Raw genomic sequence first — 16757 nt, forward strand, 5'->3', positions numbered from 1 at the left:
GAGAGTGCTGCATGTTAAACAAGCCGGCCGGACAATTAAGCGAAGATAACTTCAAGCCTCAGCATATCACGAAAGCTTTCAAAGTAATCGCGGGCAGCAATGAAGTCTCGTCCAATCCTATACAGCTGCCGACGACAAGCCTATCGAACGGACTCGAGACCGGTATCGATCTCATGACGCTGGTGCAGCTGCCAACCCGAAACCTCAAGCGATCCGTTATCTTCTATGTTGACGTTCTAGGGCTGCAGCTGGAATATCCGGAGCGGCCGGTCGAGAATCATGCCTTCATCCAGACGATACCCCGAATCGGGCCGGGCCTCCATATACTGGAAACCCCGAGTTCCGAATTCAGGCATCTGCATGGAAGAGTAAATGAGGTTATGGAAGCGTATGCAGCCTTCTATGTCAAAGATCTGGCTCAGCTTTACGAACGTCTGATGCAAGAAGGGGTCGAGATCGCAACGGCTCCATCATACGGATACATGTCCTTCTTCGATCCGGATGGCCATCTTATCGGGGCTTATGAACGGACGGACTCCGAGCTGAATGCCCGGATCGAATCCAATATTACCGGATTCCGCCATGTTCAGATGCATGTTATGGATCCGCAGCATACAGCCGCATTCTTCGAACAGGCACTCGGGTTCGAAAGAGTCCTCTCTCATGCGGATGCGATCGATATGAAAGTGAAGAGCGGCGAAGTGAATCAGCCGATGATTCGATTGGTTCAAGCCGCGGACACGAATCACCCCCAGCTTATGCACTGGATGCTGGACGGTCTTCCCAAGCATGCACTGGAGCTGCACTCGAAGAATATCGGGGCGTTGAAGGAGATTGTGACCGCAAGCGGCGGGCTTGTGAAGGAAGAACTCGAATTTACCGGATGCGGCGGTTATCTTAAATTTTACACACCTGACGGCCACTACATCTGGGTCAATCAAGACCGCAGGTACAGCGGATACTAAGGGGGGCATGCAGGTGGGACATCAAGTGAAGCGAACAGGTTACCGCCCGAACCGAGTTCCTCAAGTATTGAATTGGATTCAACAGAAATCGAAAAGCGAGGAGCGCGCCATGGTGTCAGAAGATATGATTCCGTTTATCGTTGAACATCAAGAGTTAAAATTAATCGGCATCCCTTGTATCAGCTTGAATGATATGGGCGGAAAATACCAGCATGCGAAGGAAGCGCTGTTATCCTCTACGAAGCATCTTCCGTCCGTGAAGAATCCTTCCTTGCAGTTCGGCATATGGCCCCAGGCTCCGTCGCAGCAGCAATCGGACCTGCATGCTTATATCCTATGCGTGGAGGTCGGATCCTTCGACGAGATTCCCGAATGGTACTTCAAGACGACGCTGCCTCCGCAGAGATGCGTGGTCGTGTCCAATAAGAACGGCGACTTCGATGCGGCCAGCAGTGCCGTCGATCAATATATTCACGAGCAAGGCCTGCAAGTTGACGCGAATGACCGGAAGTACATCATCTGTGAGCGTTATAACTATGAGGGTGAGGGCTTCGCCCGATATTCGCTTCCGATTCAATCGGCGGATTCTTCTCAGTAAGATTGGGGATATGGGACCACAGCCGCACTACGGCACATTAGCATGATGTCTATCCGGGGGGGAGCGACGTCTCAACCATCGCAAGGGTTTCTTGTTTCTGATACCGAAGCCGTTTATAATAATTGAATTGGTAAAGAGGTGCATACCGGTTCGTATTTCAACTATCCAGGCTAATAGTCTGCGTGCGAGCCAGTATGAACATCACTACATATTTAAGGAGATTACCCGGAATGAAAATAACAGTAATGACCCTGAATTTGCGCATCAATGTTACGAGCGACGGCGATAACGCCTGGCCTCACCGTCTGCAAGCTGTCTCGGATCTGATTCAAGAGTCGAATCCGACATTGCTTGGAACGCAAGAGGGCTCGTATGGAATGCTGCAGGACATGGACGGTTTCATGCCTGCATACAGCCGAATCGGCGAAGGCCGGCTGGGCTTGGACAGCGGCCAAGCCCCGCATGATGAGTGCTGCGCAATCTTTTATAAGCATGATGAACTTACCCCTGTTAAGCATGGACAATATTGGTTATCCGAGACGCCTGAGTTGCCCGGAAGCAAGAGCTGGGACAGCAGCTTGCCAAGAATTTGCACGTGGGTTTGCTTCGAATTGAAGCAGCAGCCCGGAACCCGCTTCTATGCCTTCAACACTCACTTTGATCATATGGGACAAGAGGCTCGTGAAGAAAGCGCCAAGCTGATTATGGACCGTATCCGCCAAATTCGCGAACAAGAGGAGCTTCCTTCTCTGCTGATGGGAGATTTCAACGCCCATCCGGACAATATCGCCATTCAACTGCTTCAAGAACAATTTAACGATGCATACTCGCTCTTGAACGAGCCTGTCGGCTGCACGTTTCATGCGTTCGAAGGCGGCAGGGAGGGACAGCCGATCGACTTTATTTTCTCCGCAGGAGATGTCGAGCTGTCCGAAGTCGTTGTGGATCGCGAGCAGCGTCACGGCAAGTATCCATCCGATCACTATTCCATCGCAGCAACCGCAACCCTGACGTAATACTGGGGCATAGCTTCGTTCAATAAGAGAACCATGATCATCTTTCATTCGCTGAAAGATCGGTCATGGTTCTTCTTTATATTAGTGCAGGTTTGAAATTAAAAGATATGGATTGCGGTTAAGCCTATAGGGGAAGCTCTTCACCTTTGTTGTGACGATATTTCTTGGAATACTGCAGCGGCGTCAGGTTTGTAATGCGATGAAAATCCCGGTAAAAGGAAGAGGAGCTTTGAAACCCGCATTGCTCGTATACTTCGGTAATGGACAGCTCCGTTTGTGACAGCAATCGTTGGGCAGCTTGCACCCGGAACTGGGTTAAGTAGGTTTTATAGCCTTCACCCATCACTTCCGTGAATAGATGACGCGCTCTGGAGGAGCTGAGAGACATCGCCTTTGCGACATCATCCAGATTAATGTTCTCGTGATAGTGAGATTGAATATAGGACAGGCCCGATTTAAGCATCGTATATTTGTTATACATATTACGCCATGCCGCATCGCTCTCAACGTAGTAATGCCGCAGCAGCAAGGAACAGATGTGGAGCAGCATACTTTTTACGATTTGGCCGTATGCCGGCTGCTGCCTGGCCAACTCATCCTGCATCTCCTCGATCAGCAATCCGATTTGACGGGCAACCGGCAGGTCCGCCGCGATTCGATGGCTGAACTGATTGCGGTCGAAGAAGAAAGGACGAAGCAGATTGAAGTCGGTTTGCTCCAGCGTCGACGGGTGAATGAATAGGAATAAATTGGAGCACGTCTCCCCCCAATAGGATTTGGATGTGTGCCGCTCTACGTTGTTTACAATTACGAGGTCGCCCGGGGTGATATCGTATTGCGCGTCTTTAAAATAGAAGACTCCACGCCCGGAAAGGCAATAACAGATCTCCAAGGCATGGTGCCAATGGGGGATTTCCGGAATGGTCGCAAGCGTCCACGGAATGAGGGCGACCCCGGTGTCCGGATGCGTCTCATGGGAGATATGGATGGCTTCAACGGTTTGTATGATATTCATTGGATCACCTTCCTACATGAATTCATTATAGAATATCGGATGGATCCATGGTTCCTTAGATTAATCATATAGCCGTTTCCGGGAATAAAATGGACATTACTGTTATTGTTTCGGTCCTCGAATGACCGTAATATGGGAGTAATCCAAACGCACAGAAAGGGGTTTTGAACATGAACAACACATCCATTCTACCTTACCGTTATGAGTTTCACCAGGATGAGCTGTCCGAGATTCGGGCCTGCAACGAGCAGCATGGATTCGCCATTGTCAAGAACCTGCTGCCGCCGGGAATGGTAGAGATGTTAAAGGCCGAGGTGCGCCGCATCCTGGATGACCAAGCCAAATCCTCGAATGAGGCCACGTTCGTATCGATCCAATTCATCGAAGTCTCGCCCGTGTTTGCCACGCTCATGACTTTCGAGCCTTTTATGCGCATCGCCCGTGAGCTTCATAACCACGAGCCGATAACTTTAAACCGTACCGCTGCTATCTATAAGAAGCCTGGCGCCGGTCCGATGGGGTGGCATACCGATTGGTCGCCGGTGAAGCATCCCTTCGGAGCGGACGCGATTCTTAACAATTCAGGCGCTTCCTCCATGTGGTTCTACCTGAACGGGATCGATGCTATGCGCGGGGGGCTGGCCATCATACCCGATTCCCATACGGAGAATTGGGAGGCGCCGGAAGGCTTCACGTTTACCGTCAATAGAAGCTCGTTTCATAAGTTGGGCACCCAGCCGAGAGCGCATGACAATATGGAGGATGTACCTGGAGCAATGCCGGTGGTCGCGGATCCTGGGGATCTGATAATCTTCGCGGAACGAACGTACCATGGGGTCTATCCGCATCGCGGTTCCATGACCAGATTGAGCTGCGGCATGAGTTTCCGCAAGTCGAGCTATAAGCCGGAACAGGTCTGGCCGCTGCCGGAATCGGCACAGCGGTTTATTGAATCGAGCGCTGACGAAGTCGAGCCGTTGGTTGAACAATACTGGGGCATCAACCGGGGATGGATCAGCAGCGGGGATTGAATGATCGGAAGGAAGTATGCGCTTACATTTATCACGTATGATTGAGGTGAATCTATAGATGGATGAACGACTGAAGCAGCTGGAAATTCACTCGCTCGGTGACTGTACGATCCGTGAAATAACGGAGCAGTGGAACACCGGTTTTAAGGAATATTTTAATGATATGACCCTCTCGATCGAGACGATGAATCATAGACTAGGCAAATTGAATATTCAGCCGGAGCTTTCGGTAGCGGCCTATATCGAAGGCGTTCCCGCCGGATTCGTCATGATCGGTATGGCGCATGCGGGCGGTCGCAGGCTGGCATGGAACGGCGGCACGGGCGTGAATCCGGCATTCCGCGGGCTATCGCTGAGCAAAGTGCTGCTGCAGGAAGCGATCCGCAGAACGAAAGCGGCGGGTGCGGACTCGTTATCGCTGGAAACGCGTACCGATAATGAACGCGCCATCCGTTCTTATCTCGGCGTAGGCTTCCGGATCCGAGAGACACTTCAGATCATGAGCAGGGAGGGGGCATTCACCAGCATGCCTTTCATGCGGTCTCACAGCGCGGATTACCGGACCGTCCCGGTTACGCCCGATAGTACCGGAAGTCTGGCATTCTATCCGGACACGGGGCATTCTTGGACGACGGAATGGTTCAATGCGGAAGGCCGGGAAGCTTCTGTCGTGCTGGACCATAGAGGCGTGACGGTGGGGTATGTCATCTATCGAAAAAGCATCCGCGCGGATGGAACAATAGAATGCGTAGAGCTGACGCAATGCGAAGCGGATCCGCAGCGAAGCGACCGCCGCGACATCGTGCGTCATCTGCTCAATGAAGTGTTCACGCCGCTGTCAGGTCCATACCTGCGCAGGGTTCATTATTTGAGAGAGAGCAATGACGCAGCTATGGATGCATTACGCGAGGCGGGCTTCCAGACCGTCTTCGCCGAACATTTGATGGTTCTGGACTTTCAATCCAAATAACAAATCGGGGGCGTTATAGGTGGACAACAACACGAAGCACGAACTTGAAGTAAGCGTTGATAAAGGGAAGGCGACGGCGTTTCGGCAAGGATGGGCGCAAGCGGATATTACCCCTGACCAGCCTGTACAGCTTGCCGGCCAGTTTCATATGAGGCTGTCCGAAGGCGTTCTGGATCCGCTCTCCGTAACAGCATGGGCCATCGAATCTGGCGGAGAGCATGCTGTCTTTGTCTGCTGCGACCTTGTATCCATTCCGGATGAATTTCGCGATGCGGTCCGGGCTCGGGTATCGGAGCATGCATGCGGGTTAAACCCGTTGAAAGTCATTATCCATGCAACTCACACCCATACGGCGCCGGAAATCCGAACCTCTTCCGAGACCGCCGATCATATGGTCAATAAAGGCTCCGGGGTTGACATCGAGCATATGCCGATCGAAGAATATAACGAGTTTGCCATTGGCCGAATTGTAGATGCAGTTATGCAGGCTTGGGGATCACGGGCGCCGGGAGCGGTTGCATATGGCTGGGGAAATGCCGTCATCTGCCGCAACCGCCGCTGGGTTGATGCGGATGGCAATTCGATCATGTATAACCTGGATGCGTCCATCAACAGTCCATTCCGCCACATCGAAGGCTATGAGGACCACAGCATAAATCTGATGGCGACGTATGATTCGGAAGGACAGCTAACCGGTCTGATTATTAATATTCCTTGCCCATCGCAAGCAAGCGAGCACTTATATGAAGTTAGTGCGGACTGGTGGTGCGAGACCCGGGAGCAGCTTCGCAGCCGCTTCGGCGAGAATTTATATATACTGCCGCAGTGCAGCGCCGCGGGCGATTTGTCGCCTCATCAGCTGCTCGACCGCGCCGCATATGAGCGGATGCTTACGCTTAAGGGAAAGACGATGCGTGAGGAGATCGCTTGTCAAATCGCCGATGCCGTCGGCGATATCCTTCCCTATATCGCATCTACGCGCGATTCCAATCCTTCCATGCAGCTGCATTCCGTCCAATTGGACCTGCCGGCGAACAAGCTGAGTGAGGAGGATGTCCGCCATGCCGAGCAGGAAGCCGGGAAATTGATGAGAGACTACGAGGAAGAGCTGCGCAAATTCGAAGAACAGCCAGAGCTACGCAACGTAGCCCGCTGGTACGTGATGGCTACCTATACATACCGCAGACGAAACTGGTATTTGAATGTTGTTAGCCGCTATGAGCATCAGCAAACATGCAGCACGCTGCCTGCGGAAATTCATGTGCTGCAGCTGGGCGACGTTGCGTTCGCCACGGTTCCGTATGAGCTGTATCTGGATTTCGGAAGCCAGATCAAAGTGCGCAGCGCCGCCAAGCAAACCTTCCTCGTCCAGCTGGCGGGAGCCGGGACGTATCTCCCGAGTGCAAGATCCGTGGCTGGAGGCGGCTATGGATCCGTACCGGCCAGCAATAACTTAGGCCCCGATAGCGGTCAAATACTAGCCGATCATATCTCGGAAACGATTCAAGCCTTGATGGGGGAAGGACAAATGGTCAAATAGACTCACATTCGCTGTCGTTTCCGGATTTCTTGCCTCTCAAGCTGGAGGTTAAATCCGGGAACAGGGCGGCCCATATATTCGGTACGGGAACCATTATTCTTGCTTCACGTGTTGTATCTATAGTAACAGAACGTTCTAGCTACGCTTCGGGTAGATGCGGCGCAGAATGGGAACCTTGCCGAAGTCGTCTTTGTTCATCGCATCCGTCCATAACAGCCCTGCCAGATATACGAGCAACGAGAGTGCAATCGAACCCGCGATGGCAAACAGGTAGGGGATAGCGGCATATCCGTGCAAGTATAGCCATGCATAATGTCCGCTGACAGCCATTAATAACGAACATAGCGCGACCTTCATGATCATGCGGATTTCGATTGACAGCCCGATACTGCGCGACACGGAATAGAAATTAAATAACGTCAATAAGCTAATGCCAATATTGATCCCCATAATAACGCCGACAATACCGAGCTTCGTCCCGAATAGGACGATGCATCCGATCTTGATCAGCGTCGATAGAATGAAATTAACCATCGTCGTTTTGGCTTTGCCAATCCCGAGAAGAACCGCATGCAGCGGACCTTCAAAATAATGAAGGATAAATATAGGGGCGATCAGCCTCAGAAGCTTTCCCGCTTCGGGAGCCTGATATAGCATTGTCGTAAGAGGATCGGCCCATACGAACAGAATGACCGTACTGGGAGCGCCGACGAGAAGCGATATACGGAGAGCTTGTTCGACCCGATGATGGATTAATAGACGATTATTCTGGGCTTTGGCTTCGCTTATCGCCGGCAGCAACGCGGTCGAGATCGATTGGGTAATAAAGCTGGGCAGGAACAATAAAGGGAATGTATACCCAGCCAGTAATCCATATGTTTTAGTCGCCATCACAGCACTTGAGCCGGAAATAATTAAACTCTTCGTAATCAATATGGGCTGGAATGCTCTGTATATGGAATCGATGATGCCGTTGCCTGTGGTAGGCAATCCGATTCGCAGCAAATCCAGGAATGTCCTCCGCCCTTGGTGGAGGTGAGTGAGCAGCCGGTCGCCGGATGGCTTCTTTACCCTGGACAGCTTGAACATGGATATCAAGTAAAGCAAAGCAAATCCCTCTCCAATGACACTGCTGACCATAGCCCCTGCTGCAGCGTATTCTATTCCATAGGGGAGTAGAAGATGTACAAGTCCGATAATAAAGCCTATGCGAAGCAGTTGTTCAATGACTTGCGAATAAGCTAGCGGCTTCATATTCAATCTTCCTCTAAAATAACCTTTCAGCACCGAAGAGACAGCCACGATCGGCGCAATCGGCGTAATCGCCAGCATCGCGTAATAGGCCCGCTGATCCGTTAATAGGTGATGGGAAATCAGCTTCGCGCCAATAAAAGTGAGAAGGGTCAGAAGCAGGCTTAAGGATGCCGTAACGGTTAAGGACACGACGAGAATCCGTTTCACCTTATGGGGATGCCCCTGCGCCTCGGCTTCAGCTACTAATTTCGATATCGCGACAGGCAATCCGAGACAGGTTAGCGTGATCACGAGCGGGATCAGAGGCTGAGCCATCATTAATAAACCGATGCCCTCGGTTCCCAGCATTCGGGCCAGTATGATTCCATTGATGAAGCCAAGAATACGGCTGATGAATGCCGCGCCCGTCAGAATAAACGTTCCCCGGATAAAGGATTGCCTCTGCATATCATCTATCAACTCGCTTTCTTGCTTATATATACTCGTCTATGAATCAATTAATGAATAAACATGAGGTTATGTTTGTAATTAGTAGGGAAGGTCAGCGGCTATTAAAATGATAGATGGGTGAGTTAAATGAGGGTGTCGACCTGGCTTTGTGTGACGACGTTCTGACCGGAAGGCCAAATAGACCCTTACGTATAAGGGTCTTCATTGGCGTTGTCCGCGATGGGCATTATTGGGCCGTATAGCCCCCGTCGAGAATGACGGCCTGGCCTGTTACGCCTTTGGCTTGCTCGCTTGCCAGAAACAGGGCATAATCGGCGACTTCTTTCGTTTCCAGTAATCGGCGCTGAGGGACCAGCGGGTAGATGACTTCTTCCAATACTTTATCCAGCTCCACCTGGCGGGCTCGTGCGAGCTCCTGCAGCTGGCCCCGAACCAATGGGGTATCCACATAGCCTGGACATAGCGCATTCACGGTAATCCCGAAGGGGGCAGCCTCCAATGCTGCCACCTTCGTTAAGCCGATGATTCCGTGCTTGGCGCTGTTATAGGCGGCTTTCCCCGCGAAGCCGACCAGCCCGTTGATGGAGGAAAGATTCAGAATTCGGCCATACCGCTGCTGCTTCATATAAGAAAGCGCATGTTTAATGGCGATGAAGGGGGCAGTGAGCATGATCTTAAGCATCAGCTCGAAGGTTTCGGTTGGAAAATCCTCGATCGGAGCAATATGCTGAATCCCCGCGTTATTAATGAGGACATCCAATCGCCCGAAACGCTCGATCGTCTGATCAATGAGGCTGATGACATCCGCCTCCGCGGTCATGTCCGCCTGTATGGCGGCAGCGCTGCCGCCTGATCGTAAGACCTTCTGCAAGGCAGCCTCCAATTGAGGCGCATTGCGGTCCGATAATACGACAGTTGCGCCTTGCTCTGCGAAGGATTCGGCAATGCGGCAGCCGATTCCTTGAGCAGAACCCGTCACGATAACTACACGGCTCGTGTAAGAGCCGTTCATTAATAGGCCTCCAGAAGGACATGTTCCGATACACGCAGTTGAGGCTCTGTCGCACTGCGGATATCATCGATTGTATAGCCATGCGCGACTTCTGCCAGGAGCAGTCCTTCACTCGTGACATCGATCACGGCCCGGTCTGTAATGATCCGATGCACGACTTTTGCACCGGTCAAGGGCAGGCTGCACGTCTTCACTATTTTCGGCTGTCCGGATTTGTTGACATGGTCCATAATAACGACGACTTTCCTGGCCCCATGCACCAGATCCATCGCGCCGCCCATGCCTTTGACCATCTTGCCGGGGATCGTCCAATTGGCCAGATCACCCGCTTCAGATACTTCCATGCCTCCCAGAATGGCAAGATGTATATGTCCGCCCCGGATCATGGCGAAGGAATCCGCGCTGTCGAAATAGGAGGCGCCCGGAATGGCCGTCACCGTTTCCTTGCCCGCATTGATAAGATCGGGATCGACTTGATCGGGAGCCGGATATGGACCGATACCAAGCAGGCCGTTCTCCGAATGCAGAACGATCCGTTTGTCCGGCGAAATATAATTGGCGACTAAGGTAGGAATGCCGATACCAAGATTAACGTAATAGCCGTCCTGCAATTCTTTTTCCGCTCGCATCGCGATTCGTTCCCTGATTCCTGGCCGTTCACTCATTCTTCCATCTCCCCCGGACACTTATTTGGTGTGCGTAGTAAGCCGTTCAATTCGTTTCTTTTGTTCGCCTACGATCATGCTCTGCACATAAATACCCGGGGTATCGATAGAACCGGGATCCAAGCTGCCGATCTCCACGAGCTCCTCGATCTCGGCAATTGTCACTTTGCCGGCACTGGCCATCATCGGATTAAAATTGCGGGCCGTCTTGTTATAAATCAAATTGCCCATCCGGTCCCCCCGGGCAGCGCGGATTAAGCTGAAATCTGCCGTTAAGGCATGCTCCAGAATGTATTCCTTGCCCCCGAACATACGGGTTTCTCGTCCCTCAGCCAGAAGAGTTCCGACACCCGCAGGCGTATAGAATGCTGGAATGCCCGCACCTCCAGCCCGAATGCGTTCGGCCAGCGTTCCCTGCGGCACCAGCTGTGCCTCGACTTCCCCGCTGAGAACTTGACGCTCGAACTCCTTGTTCTCGCCAACATAAGACGCGATGATCGTGCTGATCTGCTTGTTCCGAAGAAGCAGGCCGAGCCCCCAATCGTCAACGCCGCAGTTATTGGAGATGACGGTCAGATTACGGACTCCGCTGTCGGCCAAGGCTGTAATTAAACCTTCCGGAATGCCGACAAGGCCAAATCCGCCAACCATGATCGTTGCCCCATCCGGAATGATCTTGACCGCATCGGAAAATGAGTTCATTATGGCTTTCATAAGGAATCGACTCCTTACCTCATGTAGATTTGCCTTGCTTATATGCGCTCGACAATGGCCGCGATCCCTTGGCCGCCGCCGATGCATAGGGCAGCCAATCCGCGTTGCGAGCCTCTGCGGCCCATCTCATGGAGCAGAGTGACAAGGACGCGGGCGCCGCTTGCTCCGATCGGATGGCCGAGTGCTATGGCTCCGCCATTCACGTTGAATTTATCGGAATCAATGTCAAAATGCTTGCTGTAAGCCAGCGCCTGTGCGGCGAAGGCTTCGTTGACTTCCAGCAGATCGATGTCGTTCATCGTTAGAGCGGTCTTCTCCAAAGCCCGTTCAGTCGCCGGAATCGGACCGGTTCCCATCATCGAAGGATCGACGCCTGCCGTAGCGTGTGCAAGTATGGTCGCGAGCGGTTTGATCCCAAGCCGGGCTGCACGGCGTTCAGACATGATCACCAATGCGGCGGCACCGTCATTGATACCGGATGCGTTGCCAGCGGTCACCATTCCGTCCTGTCTGAAAGCGGGCCGCAATCTCGCGAGTCCCTCCAATGTTGTATCGGGGCGGGGATACTCATCCTTGCTAACCAATTGCGTTTCGCCTTTCTTCTGAGGGATCGATACCGGGGTCATTTCGTCATCGAATTTACCGGCATCCACAGCGGCTTTGGCTTTCTGTTGGCTCTCCCATGCAAATCGATCGAGCTGCTCGCGCGTGAACCCATACTGTTCACTAATGTTCTCGGCGGTAATTCCCATATGGTAATCGTTCGCGGCGCACCATAGGCCATCTTGAATCATGGAATCGACTGCGGTCTGATGCCCCATTCGATAACCGGAACGGGCACCATGCAATAGATAGGGGGCTAAGGTCATATTTTCCATACCGCCGGCAACGATAATGTCGCGCTCGCCGCAGCATATGGCGTTGAACGCAAGGCTGACGGCCTTCATTCCTGAGCCGCATACATGATTAATCGTCATTGCGGGTGCATGAATGGAAAGACCTGCCGACAGAGCCGCTTGCCGAGCGGGGTTCTGTCCAAGGCCTGCCTGAAGAACGTTACCCATGACAGCCTCGTCTACTTCCTGGGGATTAATGCCCGCGCGCCGTACGGCTTCTGCGATGACGACAGAGCCAAGACGAACTGCGGACACGTCCTTATACAACCCATTCAAGCTGCCAATTGGCGTACGTACTGCGCTTGCGATAACCACGTTGTTCATCGTCCGTGCTTTAACCCCCGTCAAGACAATCACCCTTCCTGGTGAAAATTCGATTTGAGTGTAAGCAAGCGCTGCAGGCTGCTCCGAAGCCGATCTGCAGTACGATATACATCATCATATTCATAGAAGCCGCGTCCGCTCTTAACGCCAAGCTCACCGCGGCCTGTTTTTTCAACGATGGACTGCGGTGCTTCGATGCTGTTAGCCAGTTCCGGGAAGAGATGACCGGTCACTTTGGCCCAGATGTCCAGTCCGCCAAGATCTGCGACCTCGAACGGACCTTTGAATGCCCAGCGCAAGCCGAGACCTTCTCGAACTGCCGTGTCGATCTGGGCGGCATCGGCAACACCATTTTCCAGCAAGTAACATGCTTCTCTCATTAATGCGGCTTGCAAACGGTTGGCGATAAAGCCGGGAATGTCCTTGTTCAAGACTACAGGTGATTTTCCGCATCGCTGCAGCAAGGAGGCGACTTCACATACTATGCTTGAGGATGTTGAAGGCAAGGCGACAATCTCTACCAGCGGAATGTAATCGGCAGGATTGAAGAAGTGGGTGATGAGCATGCGGTCACGGATCGCTAAGTCCGCAGTCAGGTCATGAAGCTGGAAGGTCGATGTGTTGGAGGCGACGATCGCTGACGGTTTAATGAGTTTGTCCAGCCGACCGAATATTTCACGCTTAATGTCCATTTGTTCGGGAACGGCTTCCACAATCAGGTCCGCTTCTGAAACCGCTTTCTCAAAATCGTTTGCCAAGACAAGAGAGGGTGGAAGAAATGGGTCTGATAGCGGCTGTATATTCGGGTCGTATACGGTCACCCGGCAGCCGTGACCGGCAAACAGCCGGGCGATTCCCAGTCCCATCGTTCCTGCTCCCAATACGGTAATGGCTGTAATCATAACAAGCCTCCTTGGCGATATCATTAATCACATTGTACTCGCGGCATTTCTATGAGTAAAATACATATAAGGCATACTATTTATTCCATTTTTCAATAGATAAAGGGTGTGGCAGGACGATGGATTTACGGCAATTAAGCTATTTTCTCGAGGTCGCTCAGCACGCGAGCTTCTCTAAGGCAAGCCAATCGATTCATCTCTCGCAGCCCACGCTAAGCAAAATGGTGAGGAACCTGGAGAATGAACTGGGCATCGTTCTCTTCGACCGATCCACCCGTAGAGTCGTGTTGACGGAAGCAGGCAAATTGGTTCAGACGCACGCGCAAGCAGTCATCAATGCCAGGCAGCAGCTGTTAGCTGCGGTAGAAGACTTAACGGAGATGAGAAGGGGACAATTTGCGTTGGGACTGCCTCCGGTCATCGGGGCAAGCTTCTTTCCGAAGGTCATTGCGGATTTTCATCAGCTGCATCCTGACATCGCGATCCATATCGTGGAAGAGGGAGGCAAACGGATCGAACAGCTTCTCCTTGAAGGGAAGATTAATCTGGGGGTCATCGTGCTGCCTGTCGATGAAGGATTATTCGACATTATCCCAATCGTGCAGCGGCATCTGAACCTCGTTCTCCCCCACGCGCATCCGTTGTCCAGGAAACGAAAGGTTCGGCTTGCGGACCTGAGGGATGAGCCATTCATCCTGTTTCGCCAGGAATTCAATTTGCATGACCGCGTGAAGGCAGCCTGTATTCGGGAGGGATTCGAGCCCCGGGTTGTCTATGAAAGCGCGCAATGGGATTTCATCTATGAGTTGATCTGCGCGAACCAGGGTATCTCCCTCCTTCCGGAGACGATATGCGCGAAGCTCGATACGGGCAAGGTTCGTGTCATCCGGCTGATCGAACCGAGCATCCATTGGGATTTGGCTATCATACGGAAGAAGGGAGGTTACATCTCTCAGGCGGCTCAAGGTTGGATTGAGTTCGCTCAGCATGTGTTTGCGAATCGTCAGTAAAGCTCATTTTGTATTCTGTCGAGGGAGGGAACGGGGATGGCTCATTCACAATCGCTATCAGTAGGAGGCGTGTTGGTTAAAGACGGTGAAGTGTTATTGGTTCAAATCGGTTACGGAAACAATAGAGGGCAGTGGATGATACCGGGAGGACTCGTGGACCCGGGGGAGTCATTAGAGGAAGCTGTCGTACGGGAGGTTCGGGAAGAAACGGGATTATCCGTTCAGCCGAGCCGGATCATTGCAATCCGCAGCGGGGTAGTACGCTTCAAGCGTCTGGAGCTCCTTATTGACATAGGGGTAACGAGGCCAATAAAAAAGACACCTTGCCGGTGTCAGTTGTTGTTTTTGGGTGATTTTAAATTAAGGGGCACCTATTCCGGCTCCCTATAATCGTATTATAAACGGCGGTTTAATATAAGTCTATACTTGTTGGAAAAAATTCTATATCCTATTTCATGCCGGATTAAATATTACCTAGATCGGCATGAGGGGGATGGATATTACGAAGTATATACGCTGCTTCTTGGATTCAGCATCGATCTTGTACCGGGTGGAACGTTCGCCTGTTCTCGTATTGGCCGTCATGCTGCTCTTGGGTACCTTCATCATGCCTGTGGAGCTGTGGCTGGTCAAGACGCTCGTCGACCGCGTTCAAGCATGGGCTGCCCCAGCCCCGATCGGCCCTATACTTGCAGCAGCTTCTTGGTTGGCCGCGCTCATGATCATCAACAATATCGGATTCGTCCCTGTCCCGCTCGCCATGACAAGATTGAGCGAAATTGGCACGCTCGAGGAACAGCGGCTTCTGCTGTATAAAACCTCCAAACTTCCTCTCACTCTGGTTGAAGCGCCTCGCATGAAGGATCTCCGCGAACGCGCGCTGCAGGTCTCATTATTTACCGTTTACGATACAGGCTGTCAGCTGCTGCAGGTTTCGCTGCAGTCGGCGGTATTAATTGCACTCATGCTGGCATACGGCCAATGGATCCCGGTTATCGCGATCAGCGCGGCGGCACTGCTCCAAATGTACGTTATGGGGAAGTCAGCTGCAAGCCTCGAGCGGTTAAGCCGCGAGCAGACATCGGGCAGCAGACTGCTCCGGCATTATGCAGCGCTGATGACGAAACGCGAAGCGGCCAAGGAAATCCGTCTGTTCGATATCGGAACGATCTTGTCCGGACGCTGGTTAGAGCTGTACCAAAGACAATCGCGTGAAAAATGGACCATCGTCCGTTCCTCCGAGCTGCGCAAGATCGGACCGGAGCTGCTCATGGTACTCGTCGGTGGATTGCTCGTCTCGCTGCTCGTATTGCTGCCGGGAGCAAGCAAGCTTACCGCCGGTGAATTCACGTTGTTATTCATGGCTTTGACGCTGCTGTTGTCGCAGTTGAAGAGCCTGATCGGTCATGCAGCCTCCATGCAGACCCAATATATGAGATGGGCAGATTTTCGAGCCTATATGAATCTTGAAGAAGATCATAGATTCGAGATTCACCATGCATTGGAGGCTCGAAACACAGATACGTCAGGTAAGGCTGAGACCGCTAATATTGGCACAGTCATAAGAAAATACTCGGACAGCATTACAGAGAGTCCACCCAACGAAACTGTGCGCGGGACGTCATTGGAAATCCGCAAGCTTCATTATCGTTATCCCAACACTGAACGGGAGACGCTGCACGATATCAGTCTGACGATTCCTTCGGGCTGCAGGGCTGCTCTGGTCGGCGAGAACGGATCGGGCAAATCGACGTTAATCAAGCTGTTGACGGGGATGTATATGCTGGATCGCGGCGAAATCGTCTGGAGCGGCGAAGGGGGAAGGAGCTTGAAGGATGGGAAGCCCGGAGAAGGTTCAATATCTGCGGTCTTTCAAGATTTTACCCGGTTGTTTGTCACGCTGCGGGAGAACGTTGCGCTTGGCAACCTGACGGAGATGCATCATGATGCACGATTAAGGAATGCGCTTCGATCGGCGGGCAGCCGGCTTGGCGACTTGGACATGCAGATCGGTTCGCCCTTTGGCGGAATGGAACCCTCCGGCGGGCAGTGGCAGCAGATCGCAACTGCCCGCGCGCTTCTTCGGGATGCGGGATTCGTATTCTTCGACGAGCCGACGGCAGCCCTCGATCCTCAGACGGAGAAGAAAGCCTTCGATCTGTTCCTGCGCGTAACCGAAGGGCGTTCGGCTCTGCTTGTCACTCATCGGCTAGGGGCCGCGAAGCTGGCGGATGTCATATTCGTCCTCAAGCATGGCCGGCTCGTGGAGCAAGGAACCCATCAGGAGTTGATGAAACGAAAGGGGGAATACAGCCGAATGTTCCAGCTGCAGGCTTCATGGTATGCGTGAACGAGCTGCGTCGCAGTGAAGCAGATGGCATAAAGATTTGACTAC

General features: G+C 52.4%; 16 protein-coding genes. 9 read left to right on the forward strand and 7 right to left on the reverse strand.

Going from position 1 to position 16757, the window contains the following annotated elements:
• Positions 1-11: 11 nt before the first annotated feature.
• From L1F29_RS14935 to L1F29_RS14945, 3 genes are all read left to right on the forward strand, one after another.
• Positions 12-965 carry a VOC family protein gene (locus L1F29_RS14935; protein ID WP_258389092.1) on the forward strand — a complete coding sequence of 318 codons (954 nt, stop codon included), beginning with the start codon at positions 12-14 and terminating at the stop codon, positions 963-965.
• Between the two features lie 13 nt (positions 966-978).
• Positions 979-1563, forward strand: coding sequence for an effector binding domain-containing protein (locus tag L1F29_RS14940; protein WP_258389093.1), 585 nt, complete (start codon positions 979-981; stop codon positions 1561-1563).
• Positions 1564-1793: 230 nt separating this feature from the next.
• Positions 1794-2579 (forward strand): endonuclease/exonuclease/phosphatase family protein, encoded by a 786-nt coding sequence (locus tag L1F29_RS14945; RefSeq protein WP_258389094.1) that lies wholly within the window; start codon positions 1794-1796, stop codon positions 2577-2579.
• Positions 2580-2703: 124 nt separating this feature from the next.
• On the opposite strand, the gene L1F29_RS14950 is transcribed toward L1F29_RS14945, so the two are convergent.
• Complete coding sequence (locus L1F29_RS14950) at positions 2704-3594, reverse strand: AraC family transcriptional regulator (protein ID WP_258389095.1); 891 nt, start codon at positions 3592-3594, stop codon at positions 2704-2706.
• Between the two features lie 170 nt (positions 3595-3764).
• Between L1F29_RS14950 and L1F29_RS14955 the strand changes: the two genes are divergently transcribed.
• Genes L1F29_RS14955 through L1F29_RS14965 form a run of 3 tightly spaced genes read left to right on the forward strand, consistent with a single transcriptional unit; the run spans position 3765 to position 7135 of the window.
• Positions 3765-4625: a phytanoyl-CoA dioxygenase family protein gene (locus L1F29_RS14955; protein ID WP_258389096.1), complete on the forward strand. Its 861-nt coding sequence runs from the start codon at positions 3765-3767 to the stop codon at positions 4623-4625.
• A 58-nt stretch (positions 4626-4683) separates the two neighbouring features.
• Positions 4684-5595 (forward strand): GNAT family N-acetyltransferase, encoded by a 912-nt coding sequence (locus tag L1F29_RS14960; protein ID WP_258389097.1) that lies wholly within the window; start codon positions 4684-4686, stop codon positions 5593-5595.
• A gap of 19 nt (positions 5596-5614) precedes the next feature.
• The gene (locus L1F29_RS14965) at positions 5615-7135 is read left to right on the forward strand and encodes a hypothetical protein (RefSeq protein ID WP_258389098.1); all 1521 of its coding nucleotides are present in this window, start codon (positions 5615-5617) and stop codon (positions 7133-7135) included.
• A 135-nt stretch (positions 7136-7270) separates the two neighbouring features.
• On the opposite strand, the gene spoVB is transcribed toward L1F29_RS14965, so the two are convergent.
• The 6 genes from spoVB to L1F29_RS14995 form a co-directional block, all read right to left on the reverse strand.
• Entirely contained in the window at positions 7271-8836 is a 1566-nt protein-coding gene (gene spoVB, locus L1F29_RS14970) for a stage V sporulation protein B (RefSeq protein WP_258389099.1), read from the reverse strand.
• Positions 8837-9065: 229 nt separating this feature from the next.
• Entirely contained in the window at positions 9066-9851 is a 786-nt protein-coding gene (locus L1F29_RS14975) for a 3-hydroxybutyrate dehydrogenase (RefSeq protein WP_258389100.1), read from the reverse strand.
• The gene (locus L1F29_RS14980) at positions 9851-10516 is read right to left on the reverse strand and encodes a CoA transferase subunit B (RefSeq protein ID WP_258389101.1); all 666 of its coding nucleotides are present in this window, start codon (positions 10514-10516) and stop codon (positions 9851-9853) included. The genes L1F29_RS14975 and L1F29_RS14980 overlap by 1 nt, the downstream gene beginning before the upstream one ends.
• Before the next feature lie 21 nt (positions 10517-10537).
• A complete protein-coding gene (locus L1F29_RS14985) occupies positions 10538-11230 on the reverse strand; it encodes a CoA transferase subunit A (protein ID WP_258389102.1) in 693 nt (230 codons plus the stop codon).
• 38 nt (positions 11231-11268) lie between these two features.
• A complete protein-coding gene (locus L1F29_RS14990) occupies positions 11269-12450 on the reverse strand; it encodes an acetyl-CoA C-acetyltransferase (protein ID WP_258389692.1) in 1182 nt (393 codons plus the stop codon).
• 29 nt (positions 12451-12479) lie between these two features.
• Entirely contained in the window at positions 12480-13352 is an 873-nt protein-coding gene (locus L1F29_RS14995; protein ID WP_258389103.1) for a 3-hydroxyacyl-CoA dehydrogenase family protein, read from the reverse strand.
• Positions 13353-13471: 119 nt separating this feature from the next.
• On the opposite strand from L1F29_RS14995, the gene L1F29_RS15000 reads away from it, so the two are divergent.
• The 3 genes from L1F29_RS15000 to L1F29_RS15010 all read left to right on the forward strand — a co-directional run bounded on the left by L1F29_RS15000 (position 13472) and on the right by L1F29_RS15010 (position 16712).
• The gene (locus L1F29_RS15000) at positions 13472-14362 is read left to right on the forward strand and encodes a LysR family transcriptional regulator (protein ID WP_258389104.1); all 891 of its coding nucleotides are present in this window, start codon (positions 13472-13474) and stop codon (positions 14360-14362) included.
• A gap of 36 nt (positions 14363-14398) precedes the next feature.
• Positions 14399-14752 (forward strand): NUDIX domain-containing protein, encoded by a 354-nt coding sequence (locus L1F29_RS15005; RefSeq protein ID WP_258389105.1) that lies wholly within the window; start codon positions 14399-14401, stop codon positions 14750-14752.
• 103 nt (positions 14753-14855) lie between these two features.
• Positions 14856-16712 carry an ATP-binding cassette domain-containing protein gene (locus tag L1F29_RS15010; RefSeq protein ID WP_258389106.1) on the forward strand — a complete coding sequence of 619 codons (1857 nt, stop codon included), beginning with the start codon at positions 14856-14858 and terminating at the stop codon, positions 16710-16712.
• Positions 16713-16757 lie beyond the last annotated feature (45 nt).

The organism is Paenibacillus spongiae (assembly GCF_024734895.1).
GTDB classification, from domain to species: domain Bacteria; phylum Bacillota; class Bacilli; order Paenibacillales; family Paenibacillaceae; genus Paenibacillus_Z; species Paenibacillus_Z spongiae.

Coding starts and splice junctions, on each gene's coding strand:
- L1F29_RS14935 (WP_258389092.1), top strand. CDS start 12: ATGTTAAACAAGCCGGCCGGACAATTAAGCGAAGATAACTTCAAGCCT.
- L1F29_RS14945 (WP_258389094.1), top strand. CDS start 1,794: ATGAAAATAACAGTAATGACCCTGAATTTGCGCATCAATGTTACGAGC.
- L1F29_RS14950 (WP_258389095.1), bottom strand. CDS start 3,594: ATGAATATCATACAAACCGTTGAAGCCATCCATATCTCCCATGAGACG.
- L1F29_RS14955 (WP_258389096.1), top strand. CDS start 3,765: ATGAACAACACATCCATTCTACCTTACCGTTATGAGTTTCACCAGGAT.
- L1F29_RS14960 (WP_258389097.1), top strand. CDS start 4,684: ATGGATGAACGACTGAAGCAGCTGGAAATTCACTCGCTCGGTGACTGT.
- spoVB (WP_258389099.1), bottom strand. CDS start 8,836: ATGCAGAGGCAATCCTTTATCCGGGGAACGTTTATTCTGACGGGCGCG.
- L1F29_RS14975 (WP_258389100.1), bottom strand. CDS start 9,851: ATGAACGGCTCTTACACGAGCCGTGTAGTTATCGTGACGGGTTCTGCT.
- L1F29_RS14980 (WP_258389101.1), bottom strand. CDS start 10,516: ATGAGTGAACGGCCAGGAATCAGGGAACGAATCGCGATGCGAGCGGAA.
- L1F29_RS14985 (WP_258389102.1), bottom strand. CDS start 11,230: ATGAAAGCCATAATGAACTCATTTTCCGATGCGGTCAAGATCATTCCG.
- L1F29_RS14990 (WP_258389692.1), bottom strand. CDS start 12,450: ATGAACAACGTGGTTATCGCAAGCGCAGTACGTACGCCAATTGGCAGC.
- L1F29_RS14995 (WP_258389103.1), bottom strand. CDS start 13,352: ATGATTACAGCCATTACCGTATTGGGAGCAGGAACGATGGGACTGGGA.
- L1F29_RS15000 (WP_258389104.1), top strand. CDS start 13,472: ATGGATTTACGGCAATTAAGCTATTTTCTCGAGGTCGCTCAGCACGCG.
- L1F29_RS15005 (WP_258389105.1), top strand. CDS start 14,399: ATGGCTCATTCACAATCGCTATCAGTAGGAGGCGTGTTGGTTAAAGAC.
- L1F29_RS15010 (WP_258389106.1), top strand. CDS start 14,856: ATGGATATTACGAAGTATATACGCTGCTTCTTGGATTCAGCATCGATC.